Annotated in this window: 14 protein-coding genes and 1 tRNA gene; 7 read left to right on the top strand and 8 right to left on the bottom strand. The window is 69.3% G+C overall.

The window, feature by feature from the left end; genetic code table 11:
- Positions 1 to 130: 130 nt before the first annotated feature.
- A complete protein-coding gene (locus tag C8D93_RS11835) occupies positions 131 to 2,896 on the top strand; it encodes a bifunctional diguanylate cyclase/phosphodiesterase (RefSeq protein ID WP_170124007.1) in 2,766 nt (921 codons plus the stop codon).
- 5 nt (positions 2,897 to 2,901) lie between these two features.
- Here the strand turns inward: C8D93_RS11835 and C8D93_RS11840 are convergent, their stop codons facing one another.
- The 4 genes from C8D93_RS11840 to C8D93_RS11855 form a co-directional block, all read right to left on the bottom strand.
- On the bottom strand, positions 2,902 to 3,477 hold the full coding sequence (locus tag C8D93_RS11840) for an ACP phosphodiesterase (protein WP_146216582.1): 576 nt from the start codon (positions 3,475 to 3,477) through the stop codon (positions 2,902 to 2,904).
- On the bottom strand, positions 3,474 to 4,454 hold the full coding sequence (locus C8D93_RS11845) for an enoyl-CoA hydratase/isomerase family protein (protein WP_110265411.1): 981 nt from the start codon (positions 4,452 to 4,454) through the stop codon (positions 3,474 to 3,476). Before C8D93_RS11845 ends, C8D93_RS11840 begins: the two co-directional genes overlap by 4 nt.
- A 9-nt stretch (positions 4,455 to 4,463) precedes the next feature.
- Positions 4,464 to 5,012 carry a nuclear transport factor 2 family protein gene (locus tag C8D93_RS11850; RefSeq protein ID WP_110265412.1) on the bottom strand — a complete coding sequence of 183 codons (549 nt, stop codon included), beginning with the start codon at positions 5,010 to 5,012 and terminating at the stop codon, positions 4,464 to 4,466.
- Positions 5,013 to 5,092: 80 nt separating this feature from the next.
- Complete coding sequence (locus C8D93_RS11855) at positions 5,093 to 6,127, bottom strand: AraC family transcriptional regulator (protein WP_110265413.1); 1,035 nt, start codon at positions 6,125 to 6,127, stop codon at positions 5,093 to 5,095.
- A 108-nt stretch (positions 6,128 to 6,235) separates the two neighbouring features.
- Here C8D93_RS11855 and C8D93_RS11860 point away from each other — a divergent pair, with 108 nt between their 5' ends.
- Positions 6,236 to 6,517, top strand: coding sequence for a helix-turn-helix domain-containing protein (locus C8D93_RS11860; protein WP_110265414.1), 282 nt, complete (start codon positions 6,236 to 6,238; stop codon positions 6,515 to 6,517).
- A 74-nt stretch (positions 6,518 to 6,591) separates the two neighbouring features.
- Positions 6,592 to 6,840, top strand: a complete 249-nt coding sequence (locus tag C8D93_RS11865) for a hypothetical protein (RefSeq protein WP_110265415.1) — start codon at positions 6,592 to 6,594, stop codon at positions 6,838 to 6,840.
- A gap of 76 nt (positions 6,841 to 6,916) precedes the next feature.
- Here the strand turns inward: C8D93_RS11865 and C8D93_RS11870 are convergent, their stop codons facing one another.
- Both C8D93_RS11870 and C8D93_RS11875 read right to left on the bottom strand, forming a co-directional pair.
- Positions 6,917 to 7,591: a nitroreductase gene (locus C8D93_RS11870; RefSeq protein WP_110265416.1), complete on the bottom strand. Its 675-nt coding sequence runs from the start codon at positions 7,589 to 7,591 to the stop codon at positions 6,917 to 6,919.
- Positions 7,592 to 7,612: 21 nt separating this feature from the next.
- A complete protein-coding gene (locus tag C8D93_RS11875; RefSeq protein ID WP_110265417.1) occupies positions 7,613 to 8,686 on the bottom strand; it encodes a GlxA family transcriptional regulator in 1,074 nt (357 codons plus the stop codon).
- Positions 8,687 to 8,858: 172 nt separating this feature from the next.
- On the opposite strand from C8D93_RS11875, the gene C8D93_RS11880 reads away from it, so the two are divergent.
- The gene (locus C8D93_RS11880; protein ID WP_110265418.1) at positions 8,859 to 9,935 is read left to right on the top strand and encodes a WD40/YVTN/BNR-like repeat-containing protein; all 1,077 of its coding nucleotides are present in this window, start codon (positions 8,859 to 8,861) and stop codon (positions 9,933 to 9,935) included.
- A 78-nt stretch (positions 9,936 to 10,013) separates the two neighbouring features.
- Here C8D93_RS11880 and C8D93_RS11885 read toward each other — a convergent pair.
- Positions 10,014 to 10,088, bottom strand: a tRNA-Val gene (locus C8D93_RS11885).
- 143 nt (positions 10,089 to 10,231) lie between these two features.
- Between C8D93_RS11885 and C8D93_RS11890 the strand changes: the two genes are divergently transcribed.
- The 3 genes from C8D93_RS11890 to C8D93_RS11900 all read left to right on the top strand — a co-directional run bounded on the left by C8D93_RS11890 (position 10,232) and on the right by C8D93_RS11900 (position 13,756).
- Positions 10,232 to 10,660: a hypothetical protein gene (locus C8D93_RS11890; RefSeq protein WP_110265419.1), complete on the top strand. Its 429-nt coding sequence runs from the start codon at positions 10,232 to 10,234 to the stop codon at positions 10,658 to 10,660.
- 62 nt (positions 10,661 to 10,722) lie between these two features.
- The gene (locus C8D93_RS11895) at positions 10,723 to 10,929 is read left to right on the top strand and encodes a SlyX family protein (RefSeq protein WP_170124008.1); all 207 of its coding nucleotides are present in this window, start codon (positions 10,723 to 10,725) and stop codon (positions 10,927 to 10,929) included.
- A gap of 127 nt (positions 10,930 to 11,056) precedes the next feature.
- Positions 11,057 to 13,756 (top strand): winged helix-turn-helix domain-containing protein, encoded by a 2,700-nt coding sequence (locus C8D93_RS11900; protein ID WP_110265421.1) that lies wholly within the window; start codon positions 11,057 to 11,059, stop codon positions 13,754 to 13,756.
- On the opposite strand, the gene C8D93_RS11905 is transcribed toward C8D93_RS11900, so the two are convergent.
- Positions 13,738 to 15,084 (bottom strand): hypothetical protein, encoded by a 1,347-nt coding sequence (locus C8D93_RS11905; RefSeq protein ID WP_146216583.1) that lies wholly within the window; start codon positions 15,082 to 15,084, stop codon positions 13,738 to 13,740. The two genes, C8D93_RS11900 and C8D93_RS11905, sit on opposite strands and share 19 nt — an antisense overlap.
- Between the last annotated feature and the right edge of the window lie 210 nt (positions 15,085 to 15,294).

Consider the following 15,294-nt stretch of genomic DNA (forward strand, 5'->3'; position numbering starts at 1 on the left):
CCCCACGGCACCGCCTGTAGCCGGGCCCCGGCGGATCGCCGGCGGGCGGCCGATCTAGCGGCATCACCATTCCGAGTCGATGCCGCGGCATGTGTGGGCGGGTACTTTCAGCCGAACCGGGAACCGAGCGATGCTGAGCAGCCGCGCGGCTCGCACGCGCGCGCTCTGGCATCTGGCCGCGGGCCTGCTCTGCGCGACGCTGAGCGTCGCGGCGGCCGTCTGTGTCGACCGCTCCGAGCACCTGCACGATCGTCAGCATTTTCTCGACGAGAGCGCACGCCTGCAGCAGCAGATCCTGCGCCGCTTCGAGGTTCACGAGGAACTGTTGCAGGGCGCCGCCGGCCTGTTCGCAGTCAGTGGCGACGTCGACGAGGCACAGTGGCGCACCTACATGGGCGGGCTGGACCTGTCGCGCCACCTGCCCGGACTCGACGCCGTGGCCTACGGCCTGCAGGTCGGGGCGGCCGATCTCGATGCGCATGTCAGCGAGATGCGCGAGCGCGGCTTCGAGGACTACCGCGTGTTTCCACCCGGTGAACGTGCCTCCCACGTCGTCGCCACGCTGATCGAGCCGTTCAATGCAATCAATGCGCGCGCCTTCGGCTACGACATGTACTCCCATCCGGAGCGACGGGCAGCGATGGACCGCGCGCGCGACGAGGCGCGCGCCATTCTGACGGCGCCGATCACGCTGGTCAGCGCGCATGCCGACCAGGCTGTCCCGGCGACGCTGATGTTCCTGCCGGTCTATCGCACGCGCATCGCGCCAATGTCCGTGGACGCCCGCAGGGCTGCGCTGTCGGGATACGTCCTCGTCGCGATCCGCATTCACGCCCTGATCGAGACGCTCATGCCGGTGCGTGCGCCCGGCGTGGAGATGGCCATCGAGGATCTCGCCGGGGCGTCGCTCTACGGCGGCGAGACGCCCGAGTCCGCGGAGTTCTCCGTCGAGCACGTCGTCGAGGTCTATGGCCGGCGCTGGCGCCTGCGCATGTGGTCGACCGACCTGCTGGCCGGACAGCCGCGGTCGCTCGCGCCGCTGACGCTCGGCAGTGGCCTGCTGCTGAGCCTGATGCTGTGGGCGCTGCTGCATGCCGCGCATCGGGCGGAGGTCCGGGCCGCGGCCATGGCGCGCGAGATGACGGCGGCGCTGCGCACCTCGGAGGCCAGTCATCGGGCGGTGGTGCAGAGCAGCGCCGAGGGTATCCTGACCATCGATCCGCACGGCATCGTGCTGAGTTTCAACCGCGCCGCGGAAAGGATGTTCGGCTTCTGCGCCAGCGAAGTCATCGGGCGCAACGTGTCGATGCTGATGCCCGAGCGTTATCGCGCGCGGCACGACGGGCTGGTCGCCAACTTCCAGCGCGGCGGCAGCCGCAACATCGTCGACCTGCGGCGCGAGGTGACCGGGCTGCGCCGCGACGGCGAGGAGTTCCCGATGTCGCTGGCCATCGGCATCGTCGACGACGGCGGGGCGGTCGGGCGACTCGTCGGCGTGATCCGCGACATCACCGAGAGCAAGCAGCAGCAGCAGTTCATCCGGCATCTCGCCGAGCACGACGCGCTGACCGAGCTGCCCAACCGCACACTGCTGCAGCACCGGCTCGAGGTCGCGATCGCGAAGGCGCGCCGCGAGAGCACGACCGTCGGCGTGCTGATGGTCGATCTCGATCACTTCAAGCGCATCAACGATTCGCTCGGCCATCAGGTCGGCGACCAGGTGCTGCTGCAGATCGCCACGCGCCTGAAGACCTGCGTGCGGGAATGCGATTCGGTGGCGCGCATGGGCGGCGACGAGTTCGTGGTCCTGGTCGACGGCGCGCGCGACGGCGATGCGATCACGCGCATCGCCGGTGACATCGTCGTGGCGGTGTCCACGCCGATGCTGGTCGGCGGACACGAGTTGCATCTGAGCACCAGCGTCGGCGTGAGCTGCTTTCCCGCCGACGGGGACGATGCGGCGACGCTGCTGAAGAATGCCGACACCGCGATGTATCACGCCAAGTCGTCCGGGCGCGGGCACTACCAGATGTTCAGCGCCGAGATGATGCGCCGCGCCAACCGCAAGCTCGAACTGGAGAGCGCGATGCGCAAGGCGCTGTCGTCGGGCCAGTTCCTGATGCACTACGAACCGCAGGTCTGCCTGCGCACCGGCGCCCTGCTCGGCGCCGAGGCCCTGATCCGCTGGCAGCATCCCGAACGCGGCATGATCCCGCCGATCGAGTTCATTCCGGTGGCCGAGGACACCGGCCAGATCATCGCCATCGGCGACTGGGTGCTGCGCACCGTCTGCGCCGAGGCGCGCCGCATGCAGCAGCGCCTGGGCCAGACGCTCGCCGTGTCGGTGAACCTGTCGCCGCGGCAGTTCGCGCAGCCGAACCTCGGCGAACTGATCGAATCGGCCTGCCGCGAAGGGGGGCTCGACCCGCAGTTCCTCGTGCTCGAGATCACCGAGGGCACACTGCTGAAGCGGTCCGAGCAGATCCTGGCGACGCTCGACCGCCTGCGGTATCTGGGCGTGCGCATCGCCGTCGACGACTTCGGCACCGGCTATTCGAGCCTGGCCTACATCACGCGTTTCCCGGTGGACCTGCTGAAGATCGACCGCAGCTTCGTGCGCGACATCATCGACGATCCGGCCGACGCCGCGATCGCCAACGCGATCATCGCGATGGCGCACAGCCTCGGCATTGCCGTCGTCGCCGAGGGCGTCGAGACGGCACAGCAGCTGGCCTTCCTGCGCGAGCGCGGCTGCGATGCGGCGCAGGGCTATTTTTTCGGGCGCGGCACGCCTGCGGCCGACTTCAGGCTGCCGTCGCGGTATCTGCCGTCGGTGGCCTCCGACGCGCCGGGCAGCCGTCGCTTCGCCGCCGTCGATGGCGGCGATCTGTTCTGAGCGGATCAGCGCGCGGCCGTCGCCGCCGACTGCAGGTCGTCGAGCAGGCCGGGCAGCGCGGCACGCAGATCCGGTAGCCGTTCGGTCCAGCGCTCGGCAGCGTGCAACAGCCGCTGCGGCTCACGCAGGCGCTGCGCGGTGCGCTGCAGCGCGCGTTCGATGCCGTCGGGATGCGCGTACGACAGCAGCAGGCGTGCGAAGCTCGCGGCCTCGATCGCGCGACCGCCGGCTTCGACGAACCAGGCCGAGTCGGCGGCCAGTTGCGCGGCCGCATCGCTGCAGAACTCGGCGAGCGGCCGCGCGTGGTGGCGCGACCAGTCGAGCGCCAGCGCGTGATCCGCCGCCAGGTCCAGGACGATGCCTGCATAGCGGCGCTGGCCGTGAGCGAAGCCTTCGCGCAGCCGCACGATCGCGGCGTGGCGGTCGGTCGCGGCGTCGACGCGGCGGTGCAGGCGGATGCCCTGCGCGAGATGCGCGGGGTAGGCACTGAGATCGGCGCCGCGGACGACGTCGCCGAGCACCGCGCCGGTGAGCGACGTCGCCGTGCGGTCGGCCAGCCACAGGTGGGCGAGAAAGTTCACGGGGCCGGGATGATCGCGTCGATCAGCCCCCATTCGAGCGCCGTGCGCGCGGCGATGCGCTGGCCGCTCAGGACCATCCACGCGGTGCGCTGCCGCCCGATACGGCGCGTCACGCTGACGCAGCCGCCGGCGCCGGGAATCAGACCGTACTTGAGCTCCGGCAACTGGAACCAGGCGTCCTCGCGCGCCTCGGTGCGCGCGGCGAAGGCCGGAAACTCGATGCCGCTGCCGACACAGGCGCCGTGAAGCGCCACCACCGCGCGCTCGCCGCAGCGCGCCAGCAGGCGTCCCGGCAGGGCCAGGTTGCGCACGGCATGCGCCGTGGCGGTGTCCGGTGCGCTGCCGAATTCGCCGAGATCGCCGCCGGTGGAAAAGCACTTGCCGCGAGCGTCGATCCGGACCTGCGCGATGCCCGGGTCGAGCAGCGCCAGTTGCAGCGCCTCGCACAGCGCGTCGCGCATCTCCACCGTCATCGCGTTGCGGTTCGACGGCCGGTTCAGCGTCAGCCGCAGCCGCTCGTCGTCGCGTTCGAGCAATACGGCGGGGCCGTCGTCGGATGCGGGCGGCGGCGCCGGACGGTGGCCCGCGAGCCAGGCGCGGAATTCGCGGCCGCCCTGCAGCGTCGCGTAGGCCAGCGACTCGGCGATCAGGGCCGCTTCCAGCGGCTGGCCCTCGCTGGTCCGCAGCAGCTGCACCAGGACCGTCGCGGCCAGCGGCGTGCGCCGGATCGCTGCGGTCATCGCCGCCAGTTCACGGTCGCAGGCGGCGATCGCATCGCAGGCATCGGCTGCGTGGCCGTCGCCGATGCCGATCACCGGGCAGGGGCGCGTGCGCAGCCAGGCGGTGAGCGCGTCGTCGTCATCGAGCCCTGCCGGATCGCACAGCAGGTACGGCGTATCCGAAAGGGCGTGGTGCGACTCGTCGCCGGCCGCGCACAGCGCGCGCAGGGCGTCCGCTCCAAGAACCTCGTCGCTCATGCCCTCATGCTAACGCTCGCCGCGCTTGAACAGCGAGAAGAAGGCGTACGAGGGATCCTCGGGTCCCGGCCTGCCGATGTGCGCGCCGGCCAGGAACGGGTGATCCAGACGCACCGCGGACGGCGTCGCCGGATAGGCCCAGTCGGCGACGATGGCGCGATGGCTGAACTTCCAGACGCCGCCGCGCTTCTCGTACTGGTCGAAGTAGCGGCCGCCGATCAGCACGTCATAGCCGTCACCCTGATCCTTCACCTTGTGGAAAGCCAGGATGTAGACCTCGCCCTCGGCACGGTCGCCGTCGAGCTTGAGGTTCACCGTGGTGACGTTGTGGTGCAGGATCGCCATGCCGGCCTGGATCTCGGGCAGGCGGTCGATGAAGTCCATCGCCGGTCCGTTCGCGAAATGGCCGTGGTCGTCGATCGCATCCTCGTGGTAGAGCGTGCGCATCTTGACGTGATCGTGGCGGTCGGCGGCGTTGCAGTAGGCCATGATCAGCTCGGTGATCGCCTGTCGGTCGAGCAGTTCGTCGAGCTGCTGTTCGCGGGTCTTCGGAGTCATGCGTCACCATCGGCTGCGGAGGTGACGGCAGTGTCGGCGCGCGCGGCGTGCCGCGGTTCGTCCGAATGCGTGACGTCGGCTCAGGCGGTAACCGCCGGCGTCGCGGACTGCGTCAGCAGGCGCCGCTGCGCGCCCGGAGCGCGGCGATACCAGCGGCGGCAGGCGCGCGAGAAGGTGCTCTGTTCGCTGTAGCCGAGCAGGCCGGCGACGTGCGCGAGCGGAATGCGACGGTCGCCCAGCAGTTCGAGCGCGCGTTCGCGGCGCAGGCGGTCGACCATCTCCTCGAAGACGAGCCCGGCCTGCGACAGATGGCGCTGCAGGGTGCGTTCGTGCATCGACAGTTGCGCGGCGACGCTGGCGAGACGGCAGTTGCCGGACGGCAGCATGCGCGCGATCAGCTCGCCGACCTGGCGCTCGATCGACAGGGGCTGCCGGTCGATCATCGGCTGCAGGTACTCGTCGATCGCGCGACGCATGATCGGCGCGACGATCTCCAGCGGCTGCTCCAGGTCGCGCCGCGACAGCTCGATGGCGTTGACGTCGGCGCCGAAGCGCGGCACCACGCCGAAATGCCGGCGGTAGACGTCCGCCGGCTTGTTCGGTTCGTGGCGGAAGAGGATGGCGCGCGGCAGGAAGGCGGGGCCGATGAACAGGCCCAGCACGGCGTGCATGAAGGCCAGCGAGAACTCGGTCTTCTGCACGCGGTGCGGCACGCCCGGGACGCCCTGCAGCACGTCGTACTCGAAACGTACGGGGCCGCCGGGCGGATCGCTGAGCCGCAGCGTCGTCGACGGGCTGTAGGTGTGCAGGTTGCGGGTCAGCGTCTGCAGCGCGGTACCGACGGTGGTGCAGTTGGTGACCAGCAGGGCCAGCGGCCCGAGCTTGTCGAGACTCTGGTAGCCGGCGAGGCGCAGGCCGAAGTCCGCGCAGTCCAGTTCGTCGGCGGCGGCTTCCATCATGCGCACGACGTTGTTGTACGGCACGAACTCGGTCGCCGATTCGGCGGCAACGCCCTCGAGGTGGAAGCGCCCGAGGATCGCGGCGGCATCACCGCCCAGGCGGGTGACCAGACCGGGAAACCCGGCGAGTACCGACGCGCGGATCAGTTCTGCCATACGTCAAATGCTAAGAATCTGTCGCCAATTGTCAATTAACGGGTAGGCCCCTCGTCGATACTCCGATGCGTGCGCCGGCCCAGACCGGCTCTGGAAGGAGAGATCGAGATGGATGCTTCGATCGATGTACAGACCCGCGGCCCCGCCCGCGAGACGCGCCCCCCGTCCCTCGACTTCGCGGCGGGCCCCGACGAACTGACCGGCGGCGAACTGCGGGTCCTGCGCCTGCTGGCCGGCGGTGCCTCCAACCGCGAGATCGCGTCCTGCGCGGAGATCTCGGAGAACACGGTCAAGTTCCACCTCAAGAACGTCTACGGCAAGCTCGGCGTGTCGTCTCGCGCCGCGGCGGTGTTTGCCGCGGTCCAGCGCGGCCTCGTCGGCGGGGACTGAGGACGTATCGTCGGTTCGGCTGTCGATGCACTATCCTTGTGTGGCTGTCATCCCACTGCATAAGGAGCATGCACATGAAGCAGATGTCCGTGACGCTGGCCGCCCTGCTCGGCGCCTCGCTGATGCTGGCGGCCTGCAAGAAGGAAGAACCGACGCCGGTCGAGAAGGCCGTCGAGAGCACCAAGGACGCGCTCGACATGCGCGAGAACGAGAAGGCCAAGGACGCCGCGGAGGACCTGCAGTCCGCCGGCGAGAACGCCGCCGAGGCCGTCGAGGAGAAGGCCGAGGAGATGGGCGAAGCGATGGAGGACAGCGCCCAGTAAGGGCGTCGCATCACTCGCGGTCGAGCACCGAAGGCGGCCTGCGGGCCGCCTTCGTTGTTTTGGACGGCCCCGCTTTTCAGTCGAAGCCGACGAAGTGGGCGAAGGCCTCTTCCGGCAGGCGCTGCGAGCGAAAGCCGTTCACCGGCGCATCCGGGTCGGCGTAGCCGATCGACATGCCGCAGAACAGCATCAGCTCCGGCGACGGCTGCAGCACCGAGGCGACGGTCTTCGGGTAGACGCTCCAGCACTCCTGGGCGCAACTGTCCAGGCCGCGCTCGCGCAGCAGCAGCATCAGCGTCTGCAGGTACATGCCCAGATCGGACCACTGCGGCGGTCCCATGCGCCGGTCGACGTAGCAGAAGACGGCGGCCGGGGCGCCGAAGAAGCGGTAGTTGCGCGCGAACTGCTGCAGGCGCCCGAGACGGTCGTCGCGCGCGATGCCCAGCGCCGCGTACATCTGCTCGCCGAGTTCGAAGCGGGCGCTGCGATGCGGGTCCCACAGTTTCGGGGGATAGATCGCGTATTCCGGGCGTTCGTCGGGATCGGCGCGCTGGATCCGCTGCGCCACCCGTTCGGCGATCTGCCGCTGCGGCTCGCCGGTCACCGCGAACAGGTGCCAGGGCTGCACATTGCCGCCCGACGGCGCCCGCGCGGCGAGGGCGATGGTCTCGCGCAGCACGGCCTGGGGCACGGGCTTGTCGAGAAAGGCGCGCACGCTGCGGCGCGACTGCACGGCTTCGGTGACGTTCATGCGGCGGAGACTCGAAAGGGATCAGTCGCGGATGCTAACCGCGTCGGCTGCGGCGGGTTGCCCGCCGGGCGGGAGTCGGGCGGTCTGCTGCTGAAGCGTCTTGCGCATCGCCCCGAAGCGCCGCCGGTACTGCGCCGGCGTCAGTCCCACGCTGCGACGGAAGAAGCGATTGAAGAAGCTGGCGTCCTCGTAGCCCACGGATTCGGCGATCGCCTCCACCGGGTCCGCCGTGCGTTCCAGCATCAGCTTCGATTCCTCCAGTCGCAGTGTGTGCACGTAGTGCATCGGCGTCATGCCGGTCGCTTTCTTGAACCGGCGGTTGAAGCTGCGCTCGGTGAGGCCGGAACGTTCGATCATCGCCTGTACCGGCGAGGCGCGGTCGTAGTTGTGCGCGATCCAGGTCTGGCAGTCGCCGATGACGGCATCTTCCTTTTGCCGGTTGCAGCTGAGCATGGCGAACGGCTGTTGGCCGACATCGTGCCAGTTGATCAGGAACAGCCGGGCGACCTGCATGGCCGCGTCGACCGAGACATAGCGGGCCACGAGATACAGCGCGAGGTCCTGCCAGCCGGTGCCGCCACCTGCCATGACCAGGCGCCCGGCATCGTTCTGCACGAGGGCGCGGTCCCGATGTACCCGCACGCCCGGATACCGCGCCAGTACGTCGCAGAAGAGCCAGTGGGTCGTCGCGTCACAGTCCTTCAGCAGCCCGGCCTCGCCCAGCAGCAGCGCCCCCGAGCAGGAGGTCGTCAGCGTGCTGTGGGCGGCGTGACAGCGCTGCAGCCAGGCGATCTCGGCGTCGAAGCGCCCACTCAGCGGGCTGGCGGGGTCCACGGCCACTTCCGGAATGCAGACGATGTCCGGCGGGTCTCCGAGCGTCGCATCGGGCTTGAGCCAGACGCCGTTGGCGACGCGGAAGGGGCCGGGATCGGAGGCCACGACGCGGACCTCGAAAGGCGATTGTGCGGGACGTTTCTCGATCAGCGTCGGCCAGTCGCGTCCGGCGGCGGCGAAGACGTCGTGCATGCCGTAGAGGGCCGAGGCGGAGACCTCGGGCACCGCGAGCAGATCGACCTTGATGCGCGGACTGGACATGGCAGATAAGGACAGGGGCTGTCCGGATCGAACCTGACGTCGCGAACCCGTCGACCGTATCGTGGCAGGCGTCGCCGGTGTGACCCGTGGCCGTGTGCGCGCGAGCGTAGCAGGCGAGCCCCGACGGGGTCACCGCGGCCGTTCACGGTTCGAACACGAGGAATTCAAGGCAATGATCAGGCGGATCGTCCATGTCGTCCTGCTCGTCGCGCTCCAGGGAATCCTGGGCTGCGGCGGCATCGGCGGCTCGCTCCCGGAGGAAGACGTCTTCGAGTCCCGCGGTCTGGCGGGGCTGACCGTCGTCGGTTTCGTCGAGAACGAGTCCACGGTGCTGGCCGCGACCGATACCGGCATTCATCGGTATGACGGAGGCAATAGCTGGACCCGGACGACGCCGGAGAACTGGTCGGTGGGCGCGATCGAGGCGCTCTACCCATCCCAGATCATGGCGTTCGTCGACGACGGCGGTGCCTATGGACGGCTCGTCGAAAGCCTCGACGGCGGAAACAGCTGGCATGCCGTCGAGCACGACTTCGGCGGCAGCGGGGAAGCGGGACCGTGCGATCCGGTTCGACGCCTGCAGTTCAACGACCGGTCTGGCGAGCTGTTCGCCACCGGCAATGCGGTCGTCGCCGTCTCCGCGGACTTCGGCCGGACGTGGTCGGTGATCGACGGCGACTGGTGCGGGCTCGCCAGTGGCCTGTCCGCGCTCACCTGGGTGCAGGACACCCAGAGCCTGTGGTTCGGCGGCCAGAACGCCATCGAGGACCCGGTCCTCAAGCGTATGGACTACGCGACGCGGAACGTCGCCGACCGGTCGGCCGCAGCCCGGGACACGCTGGGCCGCCCGAGCACGATCAAGAACGTGGTCCGGGCCATGCTCGACGGCCCCCGGCTGTTCGCGACGGGCGAGGGCGGTGTCATGCGCTCGGCGGACGACGGCCAGAGCTGGGAGGCGTCGATCGCCAACGACGACGCCCGCTTCTACTTCGACCTCGCCGTCGATGCGCGCACCGGCACGATCTACACCGCGGGCTGGAACAAGGACTTCACCTCGCCGCAGCCGCTGATCCTGGAAGCCAGCACCGACGGCGGGCGTACCTGGACGCCGCACCGGCATGCCGACGAACGCCTGCTCGGCGGCGTGTGGAGCTTGCGGCTGTTCGACGACGGCGGGCGTTCCCGGCTGTTCCTCGGTCTGCAGGGCGGCGGCGTCTACGAAGCCGATCTCGACCGGCTCGATGGCTGACCGGGCAAGCCGGCGTGCCGTACGCTCGCCGGCAACAAAAAAGGAGCCGGGCCTGCGCCCGACTCCTTTCGATGTTCCTGGTGGACAGTACAGGGATTGAACCTGTGACCCCCGCCGTGTGAAAGCGGTGCTCTACCGCTGAGCTAACTGTCCGAGGGGCGCAGATGATAGTGGCGGCCCTGCGCAAAATCAACGAGTCGTCAAGTCCGGCGCCGGTCGCGGCCGCGGGTTCAGGAGGTGTTCAGAGCGGCGCGATACCGTGCGGATCATTCCCTGCACAAAGAGGCTCGAGCACGATGAGAAAGGCATTGTGGACCTGTGTGGCGGTGCTTGGCCTTGGTCTGGCCGCGCCCGCGAGTGCTGACGACAAGACGATCGGCGCGGTGATCGGCGGTACCGCCGGCGGTGCGGTCGGCTATCAGCTCGGCGGCGAAGGCGGCGCGGCCATCGGCGCGATTCTCGGCGCCGTCATCGGGGCCGAAGTTGCCGACGACGATCGCGGGCACAGCCACGATTCCCGCTATCGGCGGTACGACGACCGCCGCTATCACGACGTCCGCCGCGGGCCGCCGCCGCATGCGCCGGCCTGGGGCTATCGGGCGCCGACCCGTGTGGTCTACGTCGATGACGACCGTCGCTGGCGCGGCGACGACCGTCATCGCCGCGACGAGCGCTACCGTCATGGCGATCGTCGCCACCACCACGACCGGTACTGCGACGACTGAGCCTGCATCCGGCTGCACGACGCGAACGGGCCTTCGGGCCCGTTTTCGTTATGCTGGCCGACATGGACGAACAACGCCTCATCGAGATCGAGACCAAGCTCGCGTTCCAGGAAGACGCACTGCGCCAGCTCAGCGACGCCCTCGCCGGGCAGCAGCAGCGGGTGGCGGATCTGGAGGTGCTGTGCCGGCAGCTCGCCGCGCGTCTCGCGCGCATGGGTGACGGCGCCGACAAGGGCGCTGCGGTCGACGAAGTCCCGCCACACTACTGAACATGATGGAGGTCGCGGCGGTTTTCGCTGCACTGCAGCGAAGGACGCGACGCCGGCGCATGCTGGTCAGTCCCGCGCAAACGACGCACAATGCGGCGGCCCTGCGTCTCGTGGACTGGGTGCGATTGTGAGGACACTGACAAAGCAGATCGATACCGGCCGCGTGGCCGCCGAGCCGTTCGGCGACTCGGTGCTGTGCCCGCACAAGTTCTTCGCGCCGCCTTCGGTGCGTCGCGCCGTCGAGCGCAGTGCCCTGCACCAGCGCCTGCTGAGTCATCCTGATGCGCGCGTGATCGTGCTGCAGGGCCCCGCCGGCCACGGCAAGTCGACCGCATTGCAGCAGATCAAGCAGGCCTGCGAGGCCGAAGGGCGCATCACCGCGTGGCTCAGCTTCGACGACGCCGACAACGACCCGCGCCGGTTCTTTCCGCACATCCGCGCGCTCGTCAGCGGGCTCGATCCGGATGCCGAGATCGATCCGCCACCGGCGCGCAGCCGCCGGCGCTCGGACTGGATGATCGAGTGCCTGCGCCGGCTGGAGCGTCCGACGGCGCTGTTCCTCGACGAGTTCCAGACACTGACCGCCGCCGAGCTGCTGCGATTCTTCCGTGAGCTGATCGAGCATCTGCCGGAGAACGTGACGCTGTACGTCGGCTCGCGCTCGGTCCCGGAGATCGGCCTGTCGCGTGCGGTGGTGGAGGGGCGGGCACTGCTGATTCCGGCCGAAGAGCTGCGCTTCTCGGTCGACGAGGTGCGCGCGTTCTTCTCGAACGCCTCGGAGCTGGCGCTCAGCGGCGTCGAAGTCGAGGCCATCTACCGCCAGACCGAAGGATGGCCGGCTGCGCTGCAGCTGTTCCGCCTGTCGCTGGGACGCCGCAGTGTCCGCGAAAGCCTCGCGGCGCTGGACGTGGACCGGCCGCGCGAACTGGCGGACTACCTGACGGACAACGTGCTGGCCACGCAACCGCCGGACGTGCAGGACTTCCTGCTGCGCACGGCGGTGCTCACGCGACTCACGGCCCCGCTGTGCGAGGCGGTGACCGGTGCCGCAGGCGCGCAATCCCTGCTCGAACTGCTCGAGCGTTCCGGCCTGTTCCTGCGCAGCCTCGACAACGAGATGCGCTGGTTCAAGTACCACGGCCTGTTTTCGACCTGCCTGGCCGATCAGCTCGGCGCGCGCGATCCGGAGGCCCTCGTCGACGCGCACCGCCGCGCCGCGCACTGGCATCGCGACGCCGGCATGCACGCCGAGACGGTGTATCACGCCATCGCCAGTCAGGACTGGGACCTCGCCGCGGATACGCTCGATGTATGGGCGCTGCAGCTGGTGCCGGACGGTCAGCTGATCACCCTGGAGCGCTGGGCCTCGCAGATTCCGTGGGAGGCGATCGAACGGCGCCCGGCGCTGATCGTCAAGATCGCCTGGGCCTACGTGTTCCTGCACCGTCGCGGGCCGCTCAAGCCGCTGCAGGAAGCACTGGAGCGCATGGAGCACGACAACCGGCTGCGTCCGGACGTGGTGCTGTCGATGGCGGCGATCTCCAGTGACGATCTCGCCGAGGCGTTCCGCCGCGTGCGGCGTGTCCGGCTGGAACGCGACGACAGCGACGGCTATACCGCCTTCGAACTGGGCGCCGCCGGCAATCTCGCGGCATATCACGCGCTGTCGCAGAACCGTTTCGACGACGCGGCGCACCTGATCGAGCTGGCCCACGAGCATTCCCGGCGCGGTTCGTCGCCGTTCAGCGGCGGCTACAACATCGCGCTCGCGGCCAGCGTCAGCCTGTTGCAGGGCGATCTGCAGGGCGCGCTCAAGCGCTGCCGCGTCGCGGCGCGCGAGGCACGACCGCTGCTCGACCGCTCGGTCGCCGCCGCGGCCATGAACGCCTGCTACCTGTGGGTGCTGTATGAGGCCAACGAACTCGACACGGCCGAGGCGCTGTTCGAGCGGCATCACGACATCATCGTCGAGTCGACGCTGCCCGATTTCGCCGCGGTGGCCCTGCTGAGCATGGTGCGGGTCTGCGACGCGCGCGGCAACAAGGCGCAGGCCGACGAGCGTCTCGACGAAATGGAGTCGATCGCGCGCGCCAACGGCTGGACACGGATGCTGCGCGAGGTGGGTTGGGAGCGCGTCCGCCGCGCGTTGTCCTCGGGGCATCTGGCCTATGCGCAGACGCTCGCGGCGACGCTGATGCCGCCGTCGGAGCCACCGCCGTGGATGCTGTTCGCCGACGATCTCGGCGACCCGGTCTACGGCGCCATTCGTCTCGCGATCCACGGCGGTCGCGCGGAGCATGCGCAGAAGCTGCTGCAGCAGCAGTCCGGGCGCTGCGCGCAGCGCCCCTACGCGCGCATGCGGCTGAGCCTGCTGGAGGCGCGCTGGCACGTGCGCAGCGGAACCGAGCGTGCCGCGCTGCGCGCCCTGGTCGAAGCGCTGCGCGTCGGCGCCACCGGCGGCTATATCGGCTGCTTCGTCGAGGAGCGCGAGGATCTGCTGCCGCTGCTGACCAAGCTGCAGGCGACGCCGCCACCGGACGTGGACGATGCCGCCGCATACCTGTCCCGCCTGATCGCGGCCTGCGGCGGTGCGGCCGACAGTCGCGCCGGCGAGGGCAGTGCCGCCCTGATCGAGGATCTGACCGAGCGCGAGCAGGCGATCCTCGGTCTGCTCGCCAAGGGCGTGTCCAACAAGGAAATGGCGCGACGGCTGTTCGTCTCCGAGAACACCGTCAAGTTCCACTTGAAGAACATCTACGCCAAGCTCGGCGTCGACAACCGCCTGCGGGCGATCACGACGGCGCGCAGCTACGGCCTGATCACCTGATTGCCGGCGACGCGCTCCGGCGCCATGTCCAGCGGCAACAGGAAATACGCTTCCACCAGGCGCGGATCGTCGAAGGTCCGCTGCAACGGCGCCAGCGGCGGATGGCGGCCGAGCTGCAGCGCCGGGTGACCGGAAGACACGCGCAGTCGCCCGCTCGCGTCGAACGCACTCATCGTGCCCTCGCCGCGTGGCAGCACCAGCAACTCCTCGTAGGCCACCAGCGCATAGTCGCGCGCTGTGGTCGCGACCGCAGTCTCGGATACCGGCTCGCCGGGTTCGACCGCGGTGACGGCGGCGGTATCGGCATCGACATGGACGCGCAACGGCCCGGTGCCAAGGACGTCTTCGGCGATCACGCCAGCCGCCAGCGTGCGCGGATGACGGACCTCGAGTGCCTGCGCACGATGGATGCGATAAGCGCTGCCATCGGCGCCGAGGCTGTCGTAGAGCAGCGGCCGGCCGTTCTCGTCGAGCGTCACGCGCCAGATCACGCCGTCGATGTCGCCGTCCGCGCCCGCGAACCAGACGAAATAGTGGAATTGCATCAGGACCGTGTCGCCGGCGCGGGCGAACGCAGGCATGAAATAGACCGTGGGCCTGGCGGTATCCGCGACGAGGTGCGTGTCGTGCCAGGCGAGCGCCGAAGGCGTCGCGTTGCCGCGACCGCTGCCGATGATCCACGTGGGGGCGAACTCCGTCGCCAGTGCCAGCCAGCCGTCCACCGTCAGCCCGGTCCGCCGCAGCGGGTCACGCGGCAGACGCGCGAACCGTTCGAGCAGCTCGCGCGCCTCGTCGTTTGCTGCAGCGCGCCAGACACGCTGCGTGGCGCGGCCCGATGCCGGTGCGTCGGCGTGCTCCGGCGGCGCTGCCGACGGTGCCGCTTCGGCGGTCTTGCGAACGGCCCGGATCATGGCGCGCAGACGCTCGGGGTCACCGGTCTCCATGAACGACAACCACACGGCGCACAGGCGCATGTCGAGCAGCAGCGTCGAACGTTCGCGCGTATCCAGGCCGAGGTTGCGGAGCTCGATGTCGCGCGAGAAATTGTCGTTGTCGCGCAACTGCAGCAGCCATGCGTCCAGCTTGTCGGGATCGTCGAGCTCGCGATCGTACGAGGACATCAGCCGGTCGGTGCGCAGATAGGGAAAGCCTTCGACGCGTCGGTAGCTGGCATCGCCGACGCCGGCCTCGGCAACGCGTGCGTCGATCTGCGCGAAGCGCGGCGCGCAGCTCGGCAGGAACTCGGCGACGGCCTGGTGCGGATCGTCGGCCGGCCGCTCGGTCTGGGCCTGTGCCGGACCGGTCAGCGCCAGTAAGACAGACAGCATGACCGGACCTCGTGCGCGCGCTCTGATCGTGCCCATGACGGAATTCGTATCCATGCTGCCGGGGTCCTCCGGATTCTGGTGCAGGGGGGTAGTGCGTCAACCTGCCCGAATGGGTGGTGACGGGTTTCGGCCGCACCGACAAAGTAGACCTGCCCGTGCATGGCCAGACGGTCATTACGGAAGATGATCAAGGCTGGATTCACAGCCACA

The organism is Sinimarinibacterium flocculans, from assembly GCF_003201205.1.
Classification (GTDB): Bacteria; Pseudomonadota; Gammaproteobacteria; order Nevskiales; family Nevskiaceae; genus Solimonas; species Solimonas flocculans.